The organism is Inediibacterium massiliense, from assembly GCF_001282725.1.
Taxonomy (GTDB): Bacteria; Bacillota; Clostridia; order Peptostreptococcales; family Thermotaleaceae; genus Anaerophilus; species Anaerophilus massiliensis.
On sequence record NZ_LN876585.1, the window covers coordinates 260,860 to 282,395 of the forward strand.

18 protein-coding genes, 1 tRNA gene and 1 other annotated feature are annotated in these 21,536 nt (G+C 28.8%); of the genes, 15 read left to right on the forward strand and 4 right to left on the reverse strand.

Going from position 1 to position 21,536, the window contains the following annotated elements:
* Positions 1–33 precede the first annotated feature (33 nt).
* The 5 genes from BN2409_RS03820 to BN2409_RS03840 all read left to right on the forward strand — a co-directional run bounded on the left by BN2409_RS03820 (position 34) and on the right by BN2409_RS03840 (position 5,130).
* The gene (locus BN2409_RS03820; protein ID WP_053955368.1) at positions 34–1,428 is read left to right on the forward strand and encodes a Na+/H+ antiporter NhaC family protein; all 1,395 of its coding nucleotides are present in this window, start codon (positions 34–36) and stop codon (positions 1,426–1,428) included.
* Positions 1,425–1,925, forward strand: coding sequence for a GNAT family N-acetyltransferase (locus BN2409_RS03825; protein WP_053955344.1), 501 nt, complete (start codon positions 1,425–1,427; stop codon positions 1,923–1,925). The genes BN2409_RS03820 and BN2409_RS03825 overlap by 4 nt, the downstream gene beginning before the upstream one ends.
* Before the next feature lie 143 nt (positions 1,926–2,068).
* Positions 2,069–3,037 carry a TIM barrel protein gene (locus BN2409_RS03830; protein ID WP_053955345.1) on the forward strand — a complete coding sequence of 323 codons (969 nt, stop codon included), beginning with the start codon at positions 2,069–2,071 and terminating at the stop codon, positions 3,035–3,037.
* 118 nt (positions 3,038–3,155) lie between these two features.
* Positions 3,156–3,761, forward strand: coding sequence for a competence protein ComK (locus BN2409_RS03835; protein WP_053955346.1), 606 nt, complete (start codon positions 3,156–3,158; stop codon positions 3,759–3,761).
* Between the two features lie 208 nt (positions 3,762–3,969).
* The gene (locus BN2409_RS03840; protein ID WP_053955347.1) at positions 3,970–5,130 is read left to right on the forward strand and encodes a GAF domain-containing sensor histidine kinase; all 1,161 of its coding nucleotides are present in this window, start codon (positions 3,970–3,972) and stop codon (positions 5,128–5,130) included.
* A 419-nt stretch (positions 5,131–5,549) separates the two neighbouring features.
* Here BN2409_RS03840 and BN2409_RS03845 read toward each other — a convergent pair whose 3' ends face one another.
* Positions 5,550–6,692, reverse strand: a complete 1,143-nt coding sequence (locus BN2409_RS03845; RefSeq protein WP_053955348.1) for an SLC13 family permease — start codon at positions 6,690–6,692, stop codon at positions 5,550–5,552.
* Between the two features lie 203 nt (positions 6,693–6,895).
* On the opposite strand from BN2409_RS03845, the gene BN2409_RS03850 reads away from it, so the two are divergent.
* Genes BN2409_RS03850 through BN2409_RS03860 form a run of 3 tightly spaced genes read left to right on the forward strand, consistent with a single transcriptional unit; the run spans position 6,896 to position 9,053 of the window.
* Complete coding sequence (locus BN2409_RS03850; RefSeq protein ID WP_053955349.1) at positions 6,896–8,551, forward strand: hypothetical protein; 1,656 nt, start codon at positions 6,896–6,898, stop codon at positions 8,549–8,551.
* Positions 8,552–8,599: 48 nt separating this feature from the next.
* Positions 8,600–8,779 (forward strand): hypothetical protein, encoded by a 180-nt coding sequence (locus tag BN2409_RS03855; RefSeq protein WP_053955350.1) that lies wholly within the window; start codon positions 8,600–8,602, stop codon positions 8,777–8,779.
* Between the two features lie 37 nt (positions 8,780–8,816).
* Positions 8,817–9,053: a hypothetical protein gene (locus tag BN2409_RS03860; protein ID WP_053955351.1), complete on the forward strand. Its 237-nt coding sequence runs from the start codon at positions 8,817–8,819 to the stop codon at positions 9,051–9,053.
* A gap of 105 nt (positions 9,054–9,158) precedes the next feature.
* Here BN2409_RS03860 and BN2409_RS03865 read toward each other — a convergent pair whose 3' ends face one another.
* On the reverse strand, positions 9,159–9,410 hold the full coding sequence (locus BN2409_RS03865; RefSeq protein ID WP_053955352.1) for a DUF2442 domain-containing protein: 252 nt from the start codon (positions 9,408–9,410) through the stop codon (positions 9,159–9,161).
* Positions 9,411–9,987: 577 nt separating this feature from the next.
* On the opposite strand from BN2409_RS03865, the gene BN2409_RS03870 reads away from it, so the two are divergent.
* The 3 genes from BN2409_RS03870 (at position 9,988) to BN2409_RS03880 (ending at position 16,054) form a co-directional block, all read left to right on the forward strand.
* Positions 9,988–12,363 (forward strand): DEAD/DEAH box helicase family protein, encoded by a 2,376-nt coding sequence (locus BN2409_RS03870; RefSeq protein WP_053955353.1) that lies wholly within the window; start codon positions 9,988–9,990, stop codon positions 12,361–12,363.
* Position 12,364: 1 nt separating this feature from the next.
* A complete protein-coding gene (locus tag BN2409_RS03875) occupies positions 12,365–12,955 on the forward strand; it encodes a class I SAM-dependent methyltransferase (protein WP_053955354.1) in 591 nt (196 codons plus the stop codon).
* A 201-nt stretch (positions 12,956–13,156) separates the two neighbouring features.
* Positions 13,157–16,054, forward strand: coding sequence for an EAL domain-containing protein (locus BN2409_RS03880; RefSeq protein WP_053955355.1), 2,898 nt, complete (start codon positions 13,157–13,159; stop codon positions 16,052–16,054).
* Between the two features lie 24 nt (positions 16,055–16,078).
* Here the strand turns inward: BN2409_RS03880 and BN2409_RS03885 are convergent, their stop codons facing one another.
* Together BN2409_RS03885 and BN2409_RS03890 are read right to left on the reverse strand one after the other, a co-directional pair.
* Positions 16,079–17,497: a sensor histidine kinase gene (locus BN2409_RS03885; protein WP_053955356.1), complete on the reverse strand. Its 1,419-nt coding sequence runs from the start codon at positions 17,495–17,497 to the stop codon at positions 16,079–16,081.
* Between the two features lie 5 nt (positions 17,498–17,502).
* A complete protein-coding gene (locus BN2409_RS03890) occupies positions 17,503–18,186 on the reverse strand; it encodes a response regulator transcription factor (RefSeq protein WP_053955357.1) in 684 nt (227 codons plus the stop codon).
* Positions 18,187–18,362: 176 nt separating this feature from the next.
* On the opposite strand from BN2409_RS03890, the gene BN2409_RS03895 reads away from it, so the two are divergent.
* The 4 genes from BN2409_RS03895 to BN2409_RS03910 all read left to right on the forward strand — a co-directional run bounded on the left by BN2409_RS03895 (position 18,363) and on the right by BN2409_RS03910 (position 21,421).
* Positions 18,363–19,061, forward strand: coding sequence for a hypothetical protein (locus tag BN2409_RS03895; protein WP_053955358.1), 699 nt, complete (start codon positions 18,363–18,365; stop codon positions 19,059–19,061).
* A gap of 165 nt (positions 19,062–19,226) precedes the next feature.
* Positions 19,227–19,706: a flavodoxin family protein gene (locus tag BN2409_RS03900; RefSeq protein WP_053955359.1), complete on the forward strand. Its 480-nt coding sequence runs from the start codon at positions 19,227–19,229 to the stop codon at positions 19,704–19,706.
* Between the two features lie 161 nt (positions 19,707–19,867).
* Complete coding sequence (locus tag BN2409_RS03905; RefSeq protein WP_053955360.1) at positions 19,868–20,035, forward strand: zinc-ribbon domain-containing protein; 168 nt, start codon at positions 19,868–19,870, stop codon at positions 20,033–20,035.
* 369 nt (positions 20,036–20,404) lie between these two features.
* Positions 20,405–21,286 (forward strand) — a sequence feature (16S ribosomal RNA rRNA prediction is too short).
* Positions 21,287–21,345: 59 nt separating this feature from the next.
* Positions 21,346–21,421: transfer RNA gene (locus tag BN2409_RS03910), tRNA-Ala, on the forward strand.
* Positions 21,422–21,536 lie beyond the last annotated feature (115 nt).

The following is a 21,536-nucleotide window of genomic DNA, read 5'->3' on the forward strand; positions in this document are numbered from 1 at the left end:
AATAAGAATTATAAAACAATTCAAAAATATATGATGGCGGTGAATCATTTGTATGAAAAAATAAATAAAAAGGATACTTATACTATATTGATGGCATTTTTAATATGTCTAGGAAGTTGTATTTTCATGAATATTTCTTTAACAGTAGGATTTTTAGGAAGTATTTTATTTTCTTTATTTTTACTTACAAAAAGAGGATTTTCACTATGTTATTTATTAAAAATCATAGTAGATGGATTGAAAGAATGTAAAAAGCTTTATTTATTTATTTTACTCATTGGAGGGACTATATCTGTTTGGTTATCCTCAGGAGTCGTTCCATCTATTATGTATTATGGATTTGAATATATGAAGGGAATAAATTTTTTATTTGCAGCATATGTCATTACATCCTTTATGTCTATATTTATGGGAACAGCAGTAGGAACCATTAGTACAATAGGCATTGCTGTTTTAGGTATTGGACAAGGTTTTCATATCCCAAAATATATTTTACTAGGAGTAATTGTTTCAAGTTCTTTTATTGCAGATAAGCTTTCTCCTATTTCAGGACTTTTTAATTTAACTTTATCTGTAACTCATACAAAATATAAACAAGTCATAAAAGCCATGATGAAAACTTTTATTCCTACTTATATCATTACTGGTATGATTTATTATTATATAGGAGCAAACCTTCAAAGGGGAGCTTCAAATATAGAATTATATCAATCTGTCATTTCAAATCATTTTATTATATCTCCTTATTTACTTTTATTTCCTATTTTATTTTTAATTTTTTCTTTATTTGAAATTGAAATCATATGGACTGTACTTATAGGAATATTTGGAGGAAGTATGATCAGTGTTTTTGTCCAGAAAATAACTTTTCATGAAGTTTTACGTGGAATTTTTTTAGGATATCACCTACATTCATCTTCTCATGAATTTAATCAAATATTTCATAGTGGAGGGATTATTTCTATGATGGAGGTGGTACTCATTGTTATGGGCGCCATTGCTTTAGGAAATTTATTAGAAAGAACAGGGATTTTAAGCCCTATGATTGAAAAAATTCTCTCAAGAATTTATACAAAAAAGCAGCTTGTTTTTTATACAGGTTTGATGAGTAGTATTTTTACCATTGTTACTTGTGATCAAACAGTAGGAATTGTCATTCCATCAAAAGTATTTAAAGACAAATATGAAAAGTTAGAGGTAGATGATACTATTTTGGCAAGGACTATTTCAGATACAGGAACTATTATAGCACCCCTTATACCATGGAATGTAAATGCATTAATTATTGGTGCTATTATAAGCATATCTCCTCTACAATATGGACCTTATGCAGTTTTATGTTATCTAGCACCTATCATTACTATTTTGGCATCGTTTAAATCTTCTAAAGGAAAATTTTATTATAAATCAAAAGGGGGATTCTTATGAAAAAAGTAGCTACAAAATTAAATGGATTTACTATTCGCTTTGCAACAAAAGAGGATGCTGGATTGATTTTAAAGTTTATTAAAGAGTTGGCTGATTACGAAGGAGAATTGACAGCAACAGAAGAGGATTTAAGACATTCTATATTTGAAAGAGATGCAGCAGAGGTGATTATTGGAGAGTATCATGAAGAACCTGTAGGATTTGCATTATTTCATCAAAACTTTTCTACATTTTTAGGACGTCCTGGCCTTCATTTGGTAGATTTATACATAATTCCTTCCATGAGAGGAAAAGGATTTGGAACTATGATATTATCTTATCTTGCAAAACTCACAGTAAAAAGAGATCGTGGAAGGCTTGAATGGTGGTGTCATGATTGGAACGATCCTGCTATAGAGATATATAAAAATTTAGGAGCATTTCCATTAGATAATATTAGAGTATATAGATTATTTGAAGATAAGTTGATACAATTTTCAAGAAAATGTGAATTGTAAAGAATGACCTTTGCTAAAATATAGTTTGTCAATAGTCTGAACTCTGCTTAAAAAGCAGAGTTTATTTTATAATACATAGAAAATTCTTTTATATGGTATAATTTAACATATATGCATAAAATATGAGAGAGGCAGATGAGTAAATGTTTAAAATTATGAATTTATCTACCTATGATTTTGATCTTGCAAAATTTGATCATAACAAACAAAAAATACAAAGTTTTTTAAAACAAAATAAGATGGATGGTATTGAGCTCCTTTATCCAATAGGATGGAAGGAAGAGATTATATCTAAAGAAATGATAAAAGGAGTGCATCTAAAGTATTATCCTACTTGGCTTGATTTTTGGACAAACGATCAAGAAGGTCTTTTGAGACAATTTGAAAGTATGGATCTTGTAAAAAAATATTATGGGGATATCAAAAGGGAAGTGATGGTTAATCATTACAAAAAAGAAATTGAAATGATTAATGAAATGGGTGCAGAATATGCAGTTTTTCATGTAGCCCATGTAGAGGTAGAACATACATATAATTATGATTTTACTTATTCAGATAAAGAGGTTATTGATGCAGCAGCAGAATTACTCAATGAAGTATTTAAAGATTTAGATACCAATGTAACCTTATTGTTTGAAAATATGTGGTGGCCAGGCTTTCATATGTTAGATAAAAATATGGCCTATAGATTGCTTGAGAAAGTAGATTATAAAAATAAAGGATTTTTATTAGATACTGCACATTTAATGAATACAAATCTTGATTTGAAAAATGAAAAAGAAGGAGTAAAGTATATTATAGATACTATTAATGAACTAGGAGAACTAAAGAGCCTCATCAAAGGAATGCATCTGAATTGTTCTTTGTCAGGAGAATATGTAAAAAAACAAATTCAAAAGCATGATTCAAAAAATTTTAATTTAGGACCTATTAGTAATGAAGTATTTATGCATATTTTTAATATAGATGGACACAAACCTTTTACAGATCCTATCGCAAAAAAGCTTATAGATACAATTGGTCCTGAGTATCTTGTTTATGAACTTATTACAAATTCATTGATAGATCTCCAAAAATATATTGAAATTCAAGATCGAGCTGTTTTCGGATAAATATGTAATTGCAACAACACTTTCCATTTTATTACAAAACATCCTATAGACATTTTTTAGGACAAGCTATACAATAGAATCAAACATATGTTCCTAAAAATAATGAAGGGGTGATGAGATGGATAGCATTGAAAAAATCATTCAAAAGGGCATATGTGGAGTAATTCCTACATATGAAAAGGGCCTTGGCAATGTGACGAAACTCATTACAAAAGATGGAGCTTTATGGATAGATCATAGAACAATCAAAACGGTGCTTAAATTGATTGCAAGATATTACACCATTCATATAGAAGCATGTAGAGAAAAATATGGAAAAATCATTTATCAAAAAATAGGAGTACCTATTCTTTTACACAAAGAATTATTACTCGTTCCTTTTAAAATGAGAAAACCCCTTTGTACATATGATTCTACTATAGGATATATTAATCTTTATGACATAGAGAAATTAAAAGAAGAACAAAAAAATACGATCATTCAGTTAAAAAACGGAGTAGAAGTTCAAGTTTTAAATAGAATTAAAACCGTACAAGATCATATTACCAAAGCAAAATATATAGCAAGAGAAGGAAATTTACTTCTAAGAAGAGAACAAATGAAACAAAACTATAATCATTTAGCTACTAAGGAAGATATAAAGAAATTGCAAGAAGAAATTTTAAAGCTTAGAGAAACTATAAAAGGGGTGTTGATTGTTTCAGAAAAAGAAGGAATACAATAGTTTTGGTAAACATTTATAAATATGGAATAATGGAGCAAATAGAACTTTTGTATCATATAAAATAAATTATGAAATGTAGTATAATAAAATAGGCTATTATACAGTGGAATTCATGTATTTTTTATTGAAAATTGATTTCATATAACAAAGATGACTAAACAATCAAATTGTATTTCGTAATTTTTTATGATACAAGGGGGATATGGTTATGAAAGTAAACGGAATAAATGAAAGCAGTAATGTAGAAACTATAATATTTGAACAGATTATTTCAAAGATTTCATCTAAACTTATTCATCTTCATTTAGGAAAAGAATATTTAATAGAGCAATCTTTAGAAGATTTAGGAAAAGGTATGAAAGCATCTAGATCTTATATATTTTTATTTAGAGAAGACTTAGAGTATATGGATAATGTATATGAATGGTGCGAAAAAGGAGTAAGCTCTGAAAAAGACAACCTTCAAAATATGAATACACAAATATGTCCTTGGTGGATGGAGAATTTAATAAAAAACGAAATGATTGTTATTGAAGATATAGAGGATATGCCTTTAGAAGCAGAAATAGAAAAAGAAATTTTACTAGAACAAGGTATAAAATCATTGATTGTTTTGCCTATTTTTAATAAAGATATGTTAATAGGATATATAGGATTAGACAATATATTTGAAACGAAAAATTGGAATAAGGAATGTCAATTGGTGTTAAAGCTTACTTCAGAGATATTTTCAGCAGCTTTTTCAAGGCTACAAAATGAAAAAGAACTTCAAAGTGCAAATGAAGAATTAGTGAAGCAACAAAAGCATATCACTAGTTTAAAGGCTCAAATTATTCAGCAAGAAGAAATGCTAAAGCTTAGTAAAAGTGAAGAATTATTAAAACCAATAGGATTAAATGAAGAAAATTTTAATAAAATGGTAGAATATGTATTAGATATTTTAAGCTTTGACATGATGGTGTTTGATGAAATAAAGCTTAATCTTTCAGAAAATCTACCAAATGTATTATGTAATAAAATAGAGATTAGCCAAGTGATTATGAATATTCTTAAAAATTCCATCTACGAAATAAATAAGAAGAAGAAACTTTTGGAAGAAGGACAAAAAAATATTAATATTTTAAAAATAGATACATATAAAGAAAATGAATATTTAGTTTGTGAAATATCAGATAATGGAATAGGATTTTCTGATGAAGTACAAAACAAATTATTTGAACCTTTCTTTAGCACAAAAGGATTAGAAGAAGGAACGGGGTTAGGACTTGCTATAGCTTATGATATTATTACTAATAAGCATAAGGGAGAAATACAAGCTAGTGAAAGTGAATGGAATGGTGCTAAATTTACTATCAAATTACCGTTATAAAAAAACAAGTGAATTGTCATTTGTTTAAGCTTGTAGACAAAGTCATAAAAACGTCACTAAATTTTCAAATTTGGAAAATATAAAGAAACGATCGAAAATAGCATTACAAACTCGCTATGCTCAAACAGTGTAATGCTAAGCATTTTCTCACTTGTTCTATATTTTCACAAATTCTCAATAAATGTTCCTCATTTTATGACTTTGCTAAAATATAGTTTGGCTTTAGTACAAAAAAACAAGTGAATTGTCACTTGTTTTTATTTATTCATTAGGGAACTATATAAATGAACAAATTGTGGATAATTTTAGAAAGTTAGATTTTCATCAAATTTTAAGCAACGGAAATCTTGAAGGTAATGAAAAGATTTCGTTGGCGCCATGAGCAATTCCGATAGGAATATGCGAATTTTTTTATAGGATTATACAAATCTAAGAATGAAATAATTGATGATTGTAAACAAACTTAACCCTAAAAGATTATAGATGCTAAATTTGAGCATATATTTTTTAGAATTTTGTGGGTGCTCCTGAATAAATAATTTAAAGGAAATCACACTTGCTAAAGATGCCACAAGGGTTCCTAATCCACCTATATTGACTCCTAATAATAATGCTTTCCAGTCATTTGTAAAACCAGATAAAAGTATACAAGCAGGTACATTACTAATCAATTGACTAAGTCCTATGGAAATAAAATAAGTGTGAATAGGACTATTTAAATGTTTAGTCATATAAACATGAACTTGATTCATATGAGAGATATTTCCTATAAAAATAAAAAAGCATACAAAAGTAAGTAATAACAAATAATCAATTTTAAAAAGCAAAGTTTGATCAAGAAATAATATCATCAAAATTGTAAGGATCAAAGCAAATTTATAATTGATTGTTCCAAGGATGGATAAAATAATAATAAAAAACAATACCATCCATAAAATAGATTTTCCTTTATTTTTTATTTGTATAGAATCTAATTTTACATTCAAATCTATAGAATCTAATCTGCTGTTTAAAACATACAACCAAAAACCACCTAATATAACGAAAAAGATTACAGATTGAAAAAATTGTACTGATGTCAAGTGATAATGGGAAAATATAAATAAATTTTGAGGATTTCCCATAGGGGTCAGACTACTTCCAATATTAGCAGCTAGAGTTTGCAAAATAATCGTATCTAACATTAAAAGATTACTTTTTTTACCAATAATCAAAGTTAGAGGAACAAATGTAATAAGTGCTACATCATTGGTTAGAAGCATTGAACTAAAAAAACATAATCCTATTAAACACAGAGAAATCTTATTCGTATTACTACATCTATTTAAAAGGGAAATTGCAAATTGATCTAAAATTTTTAGGTCTTCAAAAGCTCTCACTGCGATCATAAGATTGAATAAGCTAAATAATACTTTAAAATCAATATAATCAAGCTTTGGGGTATACATAAAGGAAGTGATAAGAGCTAATACAAAAGAAATGGTAAAGACCATATCTTTTTTGAATAAAGCAATTATAGGGTTTGAACTTTTTGGGTTTACTTTCTTTGCAGATATAATCATAATTATTCTCCATAAAATTATTTTTGTCTAACTTTATTGTAATGATTTTTGAAGTTTTGACAAGATAAAAATAAAAAGAAAGGCAAAAGAAAGGGACGGTTAACAACTATTCTCCATATATAAATAGCTTGAGAGTGAATTTAAGGTTGGTATGAAGGAAATTCATCATTTAAATAGAATACCATCATTAGGAGGGGATGAGTATGAAAAAATCACATAAAAAGATACTATCTATGATTATATATGTGGTGCTTTCTATATTGATTATGCATTATGGAAGGATCACGACAGATGGATATAGAGATTTAAAATGTAGGATGTATTATGATTTTGAATGTTTTGGAATAGAGTTAGAACATTTTAATAATGAACTGTCAAAAATACTTGTTTTAAAAGATTTCAATGATAATAAAGAAAAAGTATATATAAATGAAAATAGTGCAATAAATTTTTATAGATCTAATTATAGAGCTTCAGATATGGGAGAGGGAAAGGGAGTTTATGATTATGATTTTATGTATCGAAATATAAATGATGTAATACATCAGATATTTTCTGATGGCATGATCACTCCATCAGAAGAAAAATATTTACAAAGTCTATACAATTATACAGATGCTTTGATTCATGAGTATAGAAAAATTGTAGGGGACGCACCTGAAGGTTATGACTATAAAAAAACAAGAAAATTAGAAAGTGACATAGTAGATATATACAATAACTATTCTAAAAAGGCAGAAGATCTACTATACAGTAAAAAATACAGTTTTTTGAAGGAATATGAAGGGGATTTTAAAGATTATGATTTTCAAAAGGCAAAAAAGTATTGTGAAAAAGTTTTTTTAATCGTAGCACCAGACCAAATTTTAAAATATGATAATAAGGATGAAATAAATAATAAAGAATATATATTTAAAGCATATAAAGATCGGTCTACTGCAAAGGATAAAGAGTCTAATGTAGATTATGAGGTAAGCTACAATAAAATCACAAATAAGATAGTTGTAAATGCTGTAAGTTATAATATACCTTCTAAGAAGAATAAAGAAGATAAAATAGATCGTATGGCAAATGAAGTGATAAGGAAATTAAATCCAAATCTTATAAACTATGAAAGGAAAGTTCGATATGATAAAAAAAAGCTAGATCGTATTACTTATGGCTATATAGAAAAAATAAATGGAGTTTATGATGAAACAAAAAAAGTAAAAATGGTGATAGAAGGTCATGGACTTATAAGTAAATTTGAAATATTTTATCCTAATGATGAAAATATAAAGATGCCAACTATAAAAAAAGAAGAAGTTTTATCAAAAATCAATCCAAAAGCAAAAATAAAAGATTGTCATATAAGAAGAAATATAGAAGGTAGGGTAGAATATGTAGTTCATTTAGAATATAAAGGTACTTTATACGAAGTGATATTTGATGGAGAAGAGGGAACACTAAAAAGTTATGACCGAAATATTCAGGTAAAATATACAAACTCAAAGGATTTGATCAAAGCAGAATCCAATGAAATCAATAAGATACAAATTGACTATAAAGATAAACAATCAAAACAAATTATAGATTCTACATCCATTGGTGAGATTGTGAATGTTTTGAAGGATATTGAATTAAGAAAAATGAGTAAAGAAGAAGAGATACCTTTTATTCAAAATACTGAGAAGTTATATTCCATAAGCTTTTTGAAAGAAAAAGAAATAGTGGGGATGGTCATGATTTTTTCAAATGGAGATATTATGTTTGGAGATACTTTAACCATGTCTAATAAAGATAGAACTCAGTCGTATATCCATAAAGAATTAGAAAAAGAAAAATTAGAAACAATATATTCTATTTTAGAAAATATCTAAAGCTCAAAATGAAATTTAATGATAGTGCTTGAGATAGGAGGTATCTAAATGGAAACTATTTTATTTGTTTTCATTAAATTCGTATGGTTTTTTGTGATGGCATGGTTGATTGGAAAGGTTGTAGACATACATAGTAGAATAGCAGGTATAGAAGAGAGACTAACAAAAATAGAATTGATTTTAGAAAAATTAAATAATATGGAGGATAGAGAAAGGAGAGAATCTTAAAGATTCAGATAGGTTAAGTTTAACTTTAATTCCTCTTATGAATAGTGTAAAAAGTAAAGCAGATCGAGCAATAGATGATATAAAATTAGCTGAAAACATTAAAGATAATGAAAATAAATTTCAATGTTTAAGCATGTTGTATGCATTGTTAGATAAATTCGGAGATGAAAATATTAAAAAAGTATTCAAAAATCTTTCACAAGAAACAATAGATATAATATCTCTAGAAATATTTGATATGAAAGATGTAAAGGATTTAGAGAAGCATTTATAGATTTTTAATTGAAATTATATCGAGATTAAAAATGAGTATTTTGAAAAAATTAATATAAAGAAAAAATCAGATACTAGGGCATCTGCTTTTTGAAGGTTTCAAATTCTAAGAGTCTAAATTTATACTATTAGTCCATAGTTCATATTCACTTAAGTCAATTTCATCATTCCAACTAATTCCATAACCATATATATCTACTTTTACTAAAGCAAATAAGGCTGGGTTTTGTAAAGGTTTGAAAGATTCACGAGAAAGCCAATTCTTCATATCATATTTTTTAGTTATTTCATTAGTAAAGGTTATTAATAAAAAATAATTGTCTATAGGTTTTACATTTTTAATCTTAGGGCAAATCATAAAATCTCTCCTATCTAAACTAGTGATTTAATGGAAATATGTAAGAGGATAATCTTTAAAATATATTTTTATTATTATTCTATAAAATCCACCGATAAATGGCATTTAAAAAAATTTCATTTATATTTATTATATCAATTCAATAATATTTATTATAGTAAAATTAGTAATGTATAGGAGTAAAAAGAGAAGAAAAAAGTATAGCTGACAATTATTACATAGATAAGCATTTAAGAATAACTTTGAAGCCTTAAATTTATGTGTTTTTTTGTTATGGCATGGTTGAGTGGAAAGGTTGCAGATATACATAGTAGAATAGCAGGTATAGAAGAGAGACTAACAAAAATAGAATTGATTCTAGAAAAATTAAATAATAAGGAATGATAATGAAATTTTAAAAAATATTTATATAGGATGAAGTAAGAAGATATTACTTTTTAGAGGATAGAGTAGTATCTTTTTTTATAATTACAAAATTATTAATGAATTTATATTGTGGAAAAAAGAGGAATATTGTCTACTGTATAGAAATTATTTAATGAATTAATTCATTAGTAGTTTAGAAAGGATGTTTTTTATGCAATCTACTTATACAGGAAGAAATGTCCCATTACTTCCTAGACTAAGAGAAAATATAGGTAGGGCTAAACGTATGGATTTTATTATTTCATTTATTAGAGATTCAGGAATAAAACTTCTAGTAAATGATTTTAAAAAAGCTATAGATAGAGGAGCAAAACTTAGATTATTAACAAGTACATATTTGAATGTGACAGAACCTAACGCTTTGTATAGATTAAAGAGTGAATTAGAAGATAAAATAGAAATCAAAATATATGATGGAGATGCTATTTCATTTCATCCTAAAACATATATTTTTCAATATGAGAATAATGAAGGAGAAATTGTTATTGGATCATCCAATATATCAAAAGCTGCTTTATTGGATGGTATAGAATGGAATTATGTATTTTCAAAAGAAGTATTTCCAAAAGATTACGATATATTTCAAAATGAATTTAATGAACTATATGAAAAAAATAGTTTTGAATTGAGTTTGAAGTGGCTTAGAAAATATGAAAAAAATTATAGAAGAATGATTTTCACACCTAGAAAGATAAGAAAAACACCTATTAAAGAAATAGAACCTATAAAATTCCAAATACCTGCCCTTTATGAGTTAAGTAAAACAAGAGAAGAAGGATATAATAAAGCAATGGTAATTGTTGCTACAGGACTTGGAAAAACTTATCTTTCAGCTTTCGATACATTGAATTTTGATAAAGTTTTGTTTGTTGCGCATAGAGATGAAATATTAAAACAAGCTATGGATACCTTTAAAAGAGTATATCAAAATAAAGCAATGGGATTTTTTAATGCCAAAGAAAAGGAAACGAATAAAGAAATTATCTTTGCAAGTATTCAAACTTTAGGGAAAAAAGAATACTTAAATGAAGAGTATTTTTCTAAAGACTATTTTGATTATATTGTGATTGATGAATTTCATCATGCGGGAGCGAAATCTTATGAAAATTTGATAGAGTATTTCATGCCAAAGTTTTTATTAGGACTTACAGCTACTCCTGATAGAATGGATAATAAAGATATTTATAAAATTTGCGATTATAATATAGCTTATGAATGTAATTTCAAGGTAGGTATTAATAATGGATGGTTAGTACCTTTTGAATATTATGGTATTTATGATGATGTGGATTATGAAATGATTCCTTGGAGAAGTGGTAAATACGATATAAAAATTTTAGAAAATAAATTAATTACAGATAAAAGAACAAATGAAATTTTAAAGAAGTATAAAAACTTTCAAACAAAAAGAACAATAGGTTTTTGTGTTGGTATTCAACATTGTAAATTCATGGAAAAATATTTTAAAGAACATAATATAACAGCAAAAGCAATACATAGTGAAACACATAATAGACAAAGAATTATTGAAGAATTTAAAAATGGAAAAATAGAAGTGTTATTTGTTGTAGATATATTCAATGAAGGGGTAGATATTCCTAATATTGATATGGTTATGTTTTTAAGACCAACAGAATCTTATACTATTTTTATACAACAATTAGGAAGAGGACTTAGAACTTGTGAGGGAAAAGAAAAGTTAATAGTATTAGACTTTGTAGGAAATTATAAAGGAAGTAATTTAAAACCAAATTATCTGACGGGGAACTATTCTGTTAAAAATCCAAATGAAAAAAGAATACTGCCAACGGATGAAGATTTTATCCTTCCAGATGGATGCAAAGTAAACTTTGATTTAAAATTAATTGATTATTTTAAAGAAATAAATGATAAAAAAGAGCCATTAAAAGAAAAATTAATAAAAGAATATGGTAGAATAAAAGAGGTTTTAAATAAAGTTCCAAGTATGATGGATATGTATGAAAATTCTAATTATCCTGTTCATATTTATTTAAAGACTTTTCAGTCATGGTATAAATTTTTAGAGGAAATGAAAGATTTAACTGAAGTTCAGAAAAAATGGAAAAATACTCCTGTGGAAGAATTTTTAGAGGAAATTGAAAAGACAGCCATGTCTAAGTCTTATAAAATTCCTACTTTGTTGAGTTTTATAGAAGAGACTAGGCTCCAAACAGCTGTCTCTGTTAATGATATAGGAGAGAATTTTAAGATTTTTTATAATGATGATTTACATGGAAAAGATTTAAATAACAAGAATCATAAAGAGTGGAAAAATTGGGATACAAAGAAGTTTACAAGCTTAGCTGTAAAAAATCCAATTAAATTTTTAAGTAGTGGTAAATCTGAGAAATTTTTTAACTATGATAAAGAGCAACAGATTTTTTCATTAGTTGAAACCTTACATGAGTATATAGATTTATACAATGAAGAATTGATCATAGAAATAAAAGATAGATTAAATTATAGAAATGCAAATTATTTTCATAGAAAGTATATGGAGGATTAAAATGACAAAACCCTACTATAACAAAAACGCAAAAGACTTTTTTGAAAAAACCCTAAATGCAGATATGACAGGAATATATCAAAGATTTGAAAAATATTTACACAAAGGAGATCACATTTTAGATCTTGGTTGTGGATCAGGACGAGATAGTCTATATTTTAAAAATAATGGATATATTGTGACTTCTGTGGATTATTCAGAGGAATTGGTAAAACTATCCACAGAACTTTTGAGTCAAGAAGTTCTTCAGGTAGATATGAGAGAAATGGATTTTTACAATGAGTTTGAGGGGATATGGGCTTGCGCGTCTATTTTGCATATTCCAAAAGGTGAAGTCAAAAAAGTAATCCAAAATTGTGAAAAAGCATTAAAGAAAAATGGGGTGTTTTACTTATCTCTTAAATATGGAGAAGGAGAGAGGTATGTAGAGGATCGATTTTTTAGTTATTATAATGAAGAAATTTTTCAGGACATCATAAAGTTTTTTATCAATTTAAAGATTATAGATATGTGGACAACTATAGATGTAAGAAAAGATAGAGAAGATATTTGGTTAAATATCATATTAAAAAAGTCTTTGGTATTTGAATAAATGTAAAATAGCAATGAAAAAGGTGAGAAAAATTACTCATCTTTTTTGTTTTTTTTAAAAAATATAACAAGGTTGTATGAAAAATATTTTGTCGAAGAAAGCTGAAAAAGGTGATAAAATAAAAATATAGATGAGTTAGTAAATGGTAAAGATTCATATGATTGATACAAATAGATCAAACAGGCCAGAGGAGGGAAAATAATGAAAGAATGGAATAATTCGTCAAGACAAAAGGTAATCAATCAATATAAATTAATATACATACCTCTGTGGATGGCTTTGGTATTAGTGTTGATTGTGAGTATCTCAAGCTTTTATGTGAGTAAGAATATTATATTGTCACAAGCAAAACAAGATAGTTTAAACCTTTTAAAACAAGAAATAAGACAAATAGATGGCAATCAAGTAGCTTTAAATATAATCAATGATATGCTAGAAGATAAGATCAAGATTGCGGCAGAGAGAGTCATATCTAATGAAGAAAATGTAGATGATAATTATTTGATAAATTTGAAGAAAGAATTAGGTGTAGATGAATTAAATTGGATCAATGAAAAAGGAGAGATTGTATATACAACACTCAAGCCTTGTAAAGGTTGGATTGCTTCTAAGGGACAACCATTGTATAATTTTATAAAAAGCCAAGATCGGATTTTGATGGAGGATATAAGACCAGATTCATTATTGGGGATTCATATGAAATATGGAGCTATTAAGACTAAAAATGGGGATTTGGTTCAGGTTGGGATTTCAGCAGAAAATATACAAAAGTTGACACAAAGATTTAGCTATCAAACGTTAGTAGAAGAATTAGCGAAAGAAGAAAATATTACATATATAACTCTTTTAGATAAAAATTTGAAGGTGGTAGCAGATGGAGATACAGAAGACATCGGTGTAAGTTACGCTCATGAATATGAGGTAAAAGAGGCACTAAAAGGGAAAACAAGTGTTATTGAGTGGTATTATACTAAAGTTCATGCGAAGGTTTTAGAAATTACAGTTCCTATTTTTAAAGAGAAAGAAATTGTTGCTGTATTGGTAATGGGTGTGTCTATGAAAGATGTATATGCTTCTATTTATACAGTTTTTACAATTTCTATCATTGTTGCACTGATAATGTTTTTGGTATTTGTGTGGATACAAAATAAAAATATAATAAAGCCTGTGAATCGACTAGATAAAAATATCAATGAAATAGATCTAGAAAATCATATAGATTACAGGTTACCTTTAATAGAGAATGATACTTTTTTTGGATTGACTCTTTCTATTAATCATTTGTTAGATAAAACCTATAGTTATTTAGAGGAATTAAAGACAAATCAAGGGAAGTTACAGTCATCTAATGAGGAGCTTACAGCAGCATATGAGCAGTTGAGTGCATCAGAAGAAGAATTACGTGCTCAATATGATGAAATACAAACTTATACAGATAGACTAGAAAGTTTACAGCAAAAATATGAGATTGCTATCCAAGGAACAAATAGTGCGGTGTGGGAAGTAGATCCTAGAGATGAAACCATTTATTTTTCCCAAGAATTTAGAAATATTGTAGGAAAAAACATAAAAGGAAAAATATCTGAAGTTCTAGATGAATTTCTTGATATAAAAGATCGAGAAATAGTAAGAGAGGAATTTTTATTATGTAAAAATGGACAAAGAGAAGAAATCTATGTGCAAGTAAGGATAAAGGATTATAAAGATCAATTGAGACATATGCTTATTCGAGGAAGAGGAATTTATGATGAAAATAGAAATTTAACATTTATTAGTGGGATTATTTTAGATATAACAAAATTAAAAGAGCAAGAAGATTACATACAATATCTTGCTTATAACGATGAATTAACGAATCTACCAAACCGGATTACTTTTTTACAAAAACTTCAGCAAGCAACAAAGAAAAATGAATCGGGAGCTGTTATGTTACTTGATTTAGATAATTTTAAAGAGATTAATGATACATTAGGGCATGTATATGGAGATGAAGTATTAAAAAAAGTGGCACAAGAATTTGTGAATATAAAAGATGACAATATGTTTGTAGCTAGATTTGGTGGAGATGAATTTCTTGTTTTGATAGAAAATGAAGAAGAGATTTTGGCTATAGAGCATTATGCAAAAAAAATTATTGAGATATTTAAAAATAAGTTTATGATTGAGGAACATGGAATATATATAAGTGCTAGTTTAGGTATTACTAGATATCCTTTTGATAGTAATAAAGTAAATGAGCTCATTATGAATGCAGATATGGCTATGTATAAAGTGAAAGATCAAGGAAGAAATAACTATAAGTTTTTTAATCAAAAAATGACAGAAAAATTAAATGAACACATTCAGATTGAAAGAATTTTAAGGGATGCATTGGAAGAAGATGGATTCAAGTTAGTATATCAACCTCAAATTGATATATATACTGGTGAAATTTCAAGCTTTGAAGCACTCTTAAGGCTAAAAAATCATGCAATATCACCAGCAACTTTTATACAAGTAGCAGAAGAAAATGGAATGATTATTCAAATGGGAAGATGGGTGACAAGTGAAGTAATTCATCAAATTGCAATATGGAAAAAGAAGGGTATAATCGTGAAGCCTGTTGCCATTAATTTGTCAGCTAAACAGTTAAATGATTGGAACTATATTGAATTTTTAAAAGAAGTATTGAAAGAAAAAGAAGTAGAGGCTAAATATCTAGAAATTGAGATTACAGAAAGTATCTTTTTAGAAAAAAAAGAAGAAACTATTATATTTTTGAAACAATTAAAGGATTTAGGAATTAAAATAGCATTAGATGATTTTGGAACCGGATATTCTTCTCTTAGTTATTTAACTTTTTTACCTGTGGATAAAATAAAGCTCGATAAATCTTTATGTGATAAGTTTTTAGAAATAGATAATATTTCTGTAATGGATAATATTATTTCTTTGGTTCATAGTTTGAAATTAGAAGTAGTAGCAGAAGGAATAGAGTATATGGAACAATATAAACGATTAAAAAAGGCTACATGTGATTATATACAGGGATATTTATTTAGTAAACCAGTAGAAGCTATAGAAGCTGAGAAGATTTATGAAAAAAATTTTTTAGAGTGATAGAGTAAAAAGAGATGAATGGAATTATTCATCTCTTTTTATTTCAAACCAGACAATCGTTTCTTTTCCTAATATACTATTTATACCATATTTGAATTCATGAGCTTCCAAAATATTTTTTACAATAGACATTCCAAGTCCTGTTCCACTAGTATCTCTTTTTCTAGACTTATCTACTTTGTAAAATCTATCCCATATATAGGGAAGATCTTCTTTTGGAATGCCTTTTCCATGATCTATAATTTCAATTTTAGTTGTATCACTTGTAGAAACTTTAATAGTTACTTGACTATTTTCATAGGAATGATGGATAGCATTGTTCACTAAATTTATAAACACTTGATAGAGCTTGGAGGAATCTGCATAGATCATTGTATTTTCATCATTTATGTCCATTACTAATTGTATATTTTTTTTAGAAGCAAAGAAATGTAGCTTTTCTATGACATTTTGAATGAATTTAGAAATAGGAAATTCAGAGTAAGTAAGATCTGTATAACCTGCTTCCATTTTAGATAAGGTAAGAATATCTTCAACCATAGTATTGAGCCTTTTTGATTCATCTATAATGGTTTCAAGGTTTTCAATTTTTGTTTCGTTATTATCTATATCCAGAATAAGCTCTGCATAAGCTCTAATTAAGCTGATAGGAGTTTTGAGTTCGTGGGATACGTTGGCTATAAATTCTTTTCTAAAGTTTTCTATTTTTCCTAATTGAACGGCTAAGTCATTGATGGTATCCCCTAATATTCCTATTTCATCTTTAGAATCTAAATTTACCTGAGCCGTAAAATCACCTTTTGAGATTTTTTTTGAGGTTTTTGTAATTTCTAATATAGGTTTTGTAAAATGTTTTGCAAATAATAAAGCTAAAAGTGTTCCGATTATGAGAGATACAAATGTAATGATAGATAATTGTTTTTTTAAAATAGATGATGTTTCTTGAATAGGTGCTAGAGCAGATGTTAATATAATATGTCCTGCAACATTTGCATTTTTTTCAATAGGAACTTTTATCATGAGCAAAGAACGATTTCTTGGATCTTTCTTTTCTACAAAAGTGTTAGCTTCAATAGATGGTAAGTTTGCAAAGAATTCTCTAGGAGGATTTATAGGTAAAAAAGAATTTCTCTTAGAATAAAATTGTTCTTTTTTAGGAAATAAAAGTCTTTCATTCATATCTACAATCATAATGGAGATATGAAAAGAAAAGGTAGATCGTAACGAATCAATTTCATCTATAATATCTTGAGAGATCATAGGATAATAGTCAGATTCTTCAATAAGAGAGGCTATTTTTTCGCCTTCGTGTAAAAGCAAATCTTTTCTTTCATTTATATAAAATTTTTCTAAAAACATAATTTGAAATAGCCAAATGATTAAAAGAATGATTAATACTAAAGAGGTAATTCCTAGCCAAAGTTTACTTAATATACTTTTCATTAGTTTTATTCCTCTGCTTTCAATTTGTAACCTGTACCCCAAACGGTGTGAATATATGTTTTGTATTTTCCTAATTTTTCTCTAAGTTGTTTGATGTGAGTATCTACTGTTCTCATATCCCCTATGAAATCATAGCCCCATACCTTATTTAAAAGCTGTTCTCGTGAAAATACGATTCCATGATTTTGTGCAAAGAAATACAAAAGATCAAATTCTTTAGGAGTTAAGGTAATTTCTTGATGATCTAAATATACTTGTTTGCTAAGAGGTTTAATCTCAATATTTTTTATTTTTATATTTTGTTCATTTAAGATAGGATTTATGTTGCTTCTTTTTAATAGTGCTTTTATACGGGCTACCATTTCTTTTGGACTAAAAGGCTTTGTGATATAATCATCTATTCCAAGTTCAAATCCAAAAAGTTTATCATATTCTTCACTTCTTGCAGTGAGCATAATGATAGGAACAGAAGATTCTTCGCGAATTTTTCTGCATACAGTCCAACCATCTACTTTGGGCATCATAACATCTAATAATATAAGAGAAAATTCATGAGTTTCTATTTTTTCTAAAGCTTCTTTTCCATCGATAGCTTCTTGTACGAGATATCCGTCTTTCTCCAAATAAATTTTAATAACTTGACGCATTTTAGGTTCATCATCTACTACCAAGATTTTTATATCATTCATACATATTCCTCCTATGTAATGAGCAAAATCAGATATTTTTATAAGCTTATCATAGCATAATTTTAAAAAAATAGGATATAGTTCTATGAATTTTCAATTTTTCAACACAAAATCATCACAAAGTTTTTCTATACTGTAGTTGTCAAAGCAAAACAAAATTGAAAGGGGAAATGAAAATGAATCACAAAATGAAGAAAGTAGTTACAACAGCATTAATAGGTACTATGACATTATCTATGGCAGGAATGGCTTTTGCAGATACTAAGGCAGAGCTTACACAAAAACCAGTTAAAGTAAAATTTACTCATGAACAAATGAGGGAGAAAGTAAATACAGCATTTGATGAAGCTATTTCAAAAGGAATTATCACACAAGAGCAAAAAAATCAATTATTAGAAAATGGTATGATGAATGGACCAAAAGGATTTGAAAAAGGAAATAAACCATCTAAAGAAGATAGAGAAGCTTTCAAAAACTTATCACAAGAAGAAAGACAAGAAAAGATGAAAGAAAAACTAGCACAAGCAGTAAAAGATGGAAAGATGACACAAGAACAAGCAGATAAAATATTAGCAAATGGACCAAAAGGATTTGAAAAAGGAAATAAACCATCTAAAGAAGATAGAGAAGCTTTCAAAAACTTATCACAAGAAGAAAGACAAGAAAAGATGAAAGAAAAATTAGCACAAGCAGTAAAAGACGGAAAGATGACACAAGAACAAGCAGATAAAATATTAGAAAACAAAGAAACAGGCAAGAAGATGGGAATGAGAAAAGTTCCAGAAAACAGAATATTAAAAGCAGGTGTGGAGAAAGGGATTATTACACAAGAGCAAGCTGATGAAATTACAAAAATATTTATAGAACAAAGATAAATAGACAAAGGCTTTGGATTTTCCAAAGCTCTTTTGTATGATTTTGAAAAAATTAAAGAAATGATTTCGAACCTTAAAAATTGGGATATAATTAAAGTATCAATATAAGTAAAGATTAAATGGATATTTGGTTTTATATTATATTTCAAAAAAGGGGAGAAAGTCATGAAAACACTCATTATTTATTATTCACTAGAAGGAAATACCCGTCAAATGGCGGAGTGGATTCAAAAAGAGACAGGGGGAGAGCTTCTAGAATTAAAGCCAAAGAAAGATATTCCTTCTAAAGGATTTATGAGGTATGTAAAGGGTGGAAAACAAGTATTATTGAAGCAAAAGCCTGATTTATATTCTATTCATCAAAATATAGATGAGTATGACTATATCTATATGGGTACCCCTGTATGGGCTGGATCTTTTGTACCTGCTTTTTTAACATTGTTTTCTATGGTACATATAAAGAATAAAAAAATAGCTTTATTTTGTACGAATAAAAGAAGCTGCGGAAATACATTTGATCATTTCAAAAAAGCTTTGGAAGGAAATCATATTGTAGGAGAGTTAGATTGTAAGGACCCTGTAGAGAATGAAACGAATAAAAAGAATGTTTTACAATGGGTAAAATCAATGGATTGGGGAAATTGATAAAATGTTTAGACTTTTCCATCAAGTCTATTGACGAAGAAGATAGAGCGTGCTATGATAAAACTGAATCAATGATTTAACAACTCTCGAACAATTCCTCCTAATCCCTGGATGAAATTGTGTAGGATTGTTAAAATCAACCAGAATTAGGAGGTGCCCCTATGGCAGATAAAACTTTAGTTTGTCAAGATTGTGGAAAAGAGTTTGTTTTTACTGAAGGAGAACAAGAATTCTTTAAAGAAAAAGGCTTTGAAAGTGAACCTAAAAGATGTATAGAATGCAGAAGAACAAGAAGACAACAAAAAGGATCTAAAAAACCAAGAGAATAAAGATATTGCAACTGCCTATATATTAGGCAGTTTTTTTAGTTTTTATTATAAAAAACAAAAAAACTATTGACCACAATCAAAATATATGATATATTACTATTCGTGCCTGACACAAAAGAAAGAAAAAAACAAAATAATGTTGACAGGTGCAAAAATATGTGTTAAATTATTAAATGTCGTCGCCACTAAAAAAATAAAAAAAGTGGTTGACAACAAGAAACAAAAATGATAAGATGTTTAAGTCGCCAAAACAACGGCGACATAAAAAGAGATTGACCTTTGAAAACTAAACAGCACAAGAAATGACAAGCAAAAACATGCAAAATGCCAAAATGATATTTTGAGCAAGAAGCACAAACCTCGAAGATTTTAATTGAGAGTTTGATCCTGGCTCAGGATGAACGCTGGCGGCGTGCCTAACACATGCAAGTCGAGCGAACAAATTTTTAGGAAGCCTTCGGGTGGAATAAAAAGGAGTTAGCGGCGGACGGGTGAGTAACGCGTGGGCAACNAGTCCACGCCGTAAACGATGAGTGCTAGGTGTCGGGGGTTACCCCCCTCGGTGCCGCAGTTAACGCAATAAGCACTCCGCCTGGGGAGTACGGTCGCAAGACTGAAACTCAAAGGAATTGACGGGGACCCGCACAAGCAGCGGAGCATGTGGTTTAATTCGAAGCAACGCGAAGAACCTTACCAGGACTTGACATCCTCTGCATTACCCTTAATCGGGGAAATCCCTTCGGGGACAGAGAGACAGGTGGTGCATGGTTGTCGTCAGCTCGTGTCGTGAGATGTTGGGTTAAGTCCCGCAACGAGCGCAACCCTTGTCTTTAGTTGCCAGCACTTTGGGTGGGCACTCTAAAGAGACCGCCGAGGATAACTCGGAGGAAGGTGGGGATGACGTCAAATCATCATGCCCCTTATGTTCTGGGCTACACACGTGCTACAATGGCTGGTACAACGGGTAGCGAAAGAGTAATCTGGAGCCAATCTTAAAAGCCAGTCTCAGTTCGGATTGTGGGCTGCAACTCGCCCACATGAAGCTGGAGTTGCTAGTAATCGCGGATCAGAATGTCGCGGTGAATGCGTTCCCGGGTCTTGTACACACCGCCCGTCACACCATGGAAGTTGGGGGCACCCGAAGTCAGCGATCTAACCGCAAGGAAGAAGCTGCCGAAGGTGAAATCAATAACTAGGGTGAAGTCGTAACAAGGTAGCCGTATCGGAAGGTGCGGCTGGATCACCTCCTTTCTAAGGAGCAAATCATTTCTTGAGCTGTCTAGTTTTGAGAGGTTAACTCTCAAATGCATGGGGACGTAGCTCAGCTGGGAGAGCACCTGCCTTGCACGCAGGGGGTCAGGAGTTCGATCCTCCTCGTCTCCACCAATGTACTTTGAGCAACGGATTTTTCAAAATTTAGTTTTGAAAAATTGTTGGCGACGTACATTTTATGAAGTTAAATGTACTTTGAAAATTGAACAATGCAAATGAAATGAAATAC

Excerpts from the sequence above, each read along its gene's own strand:
- BN2409_RS03820 (WP_053955368.1), top strand. The coding sequence starts at position 34 with ATGGCGGTGAATCATTTGTATGAAAAAATAAATAAAAAGGATACTTAT.
- BN2409_RS03825 (WP_053955344.1), top strand. The coding sequence starts at position 1,425 with ATGAAAAAAGTAGCTACAAAATTAAATGGATTTACTATTCGCTTTGCA.
- BN2409_RS03830 (WP_053955345.1), top strand. The coding sequence starts at position 2,069 with ATGTTTAAAATTATGAATTTATCTACCTATGATTTTGATCTTGCAAAA.
- BN2409_RS03835 (WP_053955346.1), top strand. The coding sequence starts at position 3,156 with ATGGATAGCATTGAAAAAATCATTCAAAAGGGCATATGTGGAGTAATT.
- BN2409_RS03840 (WP_053955347.1), top strand. The coding sequence starts at position 3,970 with ATGAAAGTAAACGGAATAAATGAAAGCAGTAATGTAGAAACTATAATA.
- BN2409_RS03845 (WP_053955348.1), bottom strand. The coding sequence starts at position 6,692 with ATGATTATATCTGCAAAGAAAGTAAACCCAAAAAGTTCAAACCCTATA.
- BN2409_RS03850 (WP_053955349.1), top strand. The coding sequence starts at position 6,896 with ATGAAAAAATCACATAAAAAGATACTATCTATGATTATATATGTGGTG.
- BN2409_RS03855 (WP_053955350.1), top strand. The coding sequence starts at position 8,600 with ATGGAAACTATTTTATTTGTTTTCATTAAATTCGTATGGTTTTTTGTG.
- BN2409_RS03860 (WP_053955351.1), top strand. The coding sequence starts at position 8,817 with ATGAATAGTGTAAAAAGTAAAGCAGATCGAGCAATAGATGATATAAAA.
- BN2409_RS03865 (WP_053955352.1), bottom strand. The coding sequence starts at position 9,410 with ATGATTTGCCCTAAGATTAAAAATGTAAAACCTATAGACAATTATTTT.
- BN2409_RS03870 (WP_053955353.1), top strand. The coding sequence starts at position 9,988 with ATGCAATCTACTTATACAGGAAGAAATGTCCCATTACTTCCTAGACTA.
- BN2409_RS03875 (WP_053955354.1), top strand. The coding sequence starts at position 12,365 with ATGACAAAACCCTACTATAACAAAAACGCAAAAGACTTTTTTGAAAAA.
- BN2409_RS03880 (WP_053955355.1), top strand. The coding sequence starts at position 13,157 with ATGAAAGAATGGAATAATTCGTCAAGACAAAAGGTAATCAATCAATAT.
- BN2409_RS03885 (WP_053955356.1), bottom strand. The coding sequence starts at position 17,497 with ATGAAAAGTATATTAAGTAAACTTTGGCTAGGAATTACCTCTTTAGTA.
- BN2409_RS03890 (WP_053955357.1), bottom strand. The coding sequence starts at position 18,186 with ATGAATGATATAAAAATCTTGGTAGTAGATGATGAACCTAAAATGCGT.
- BN2409_RS03895 (WP_053955358.1), top strand. The coding sequence starts at position 18,363 with ATGAATCACAAAATGAAGAAAGTAGTTACAACAGCATTAATAGGTACT.
- BN2409_RS03900 (WP_053955359.1), top strand. The coding sequence starts at position 19,227 with ATGAAAACACTCATTATTTATTATTCACTAGAAGGAAATACCCGTCAA.
- BN2409_RS03905 (WP_053955360.1), top strand. The coding sequence starts at position 19,868 with ATGGCAGATAAAACTTTAGTTTGTCAAGATTGTGGAAAAGAGTTTGTT.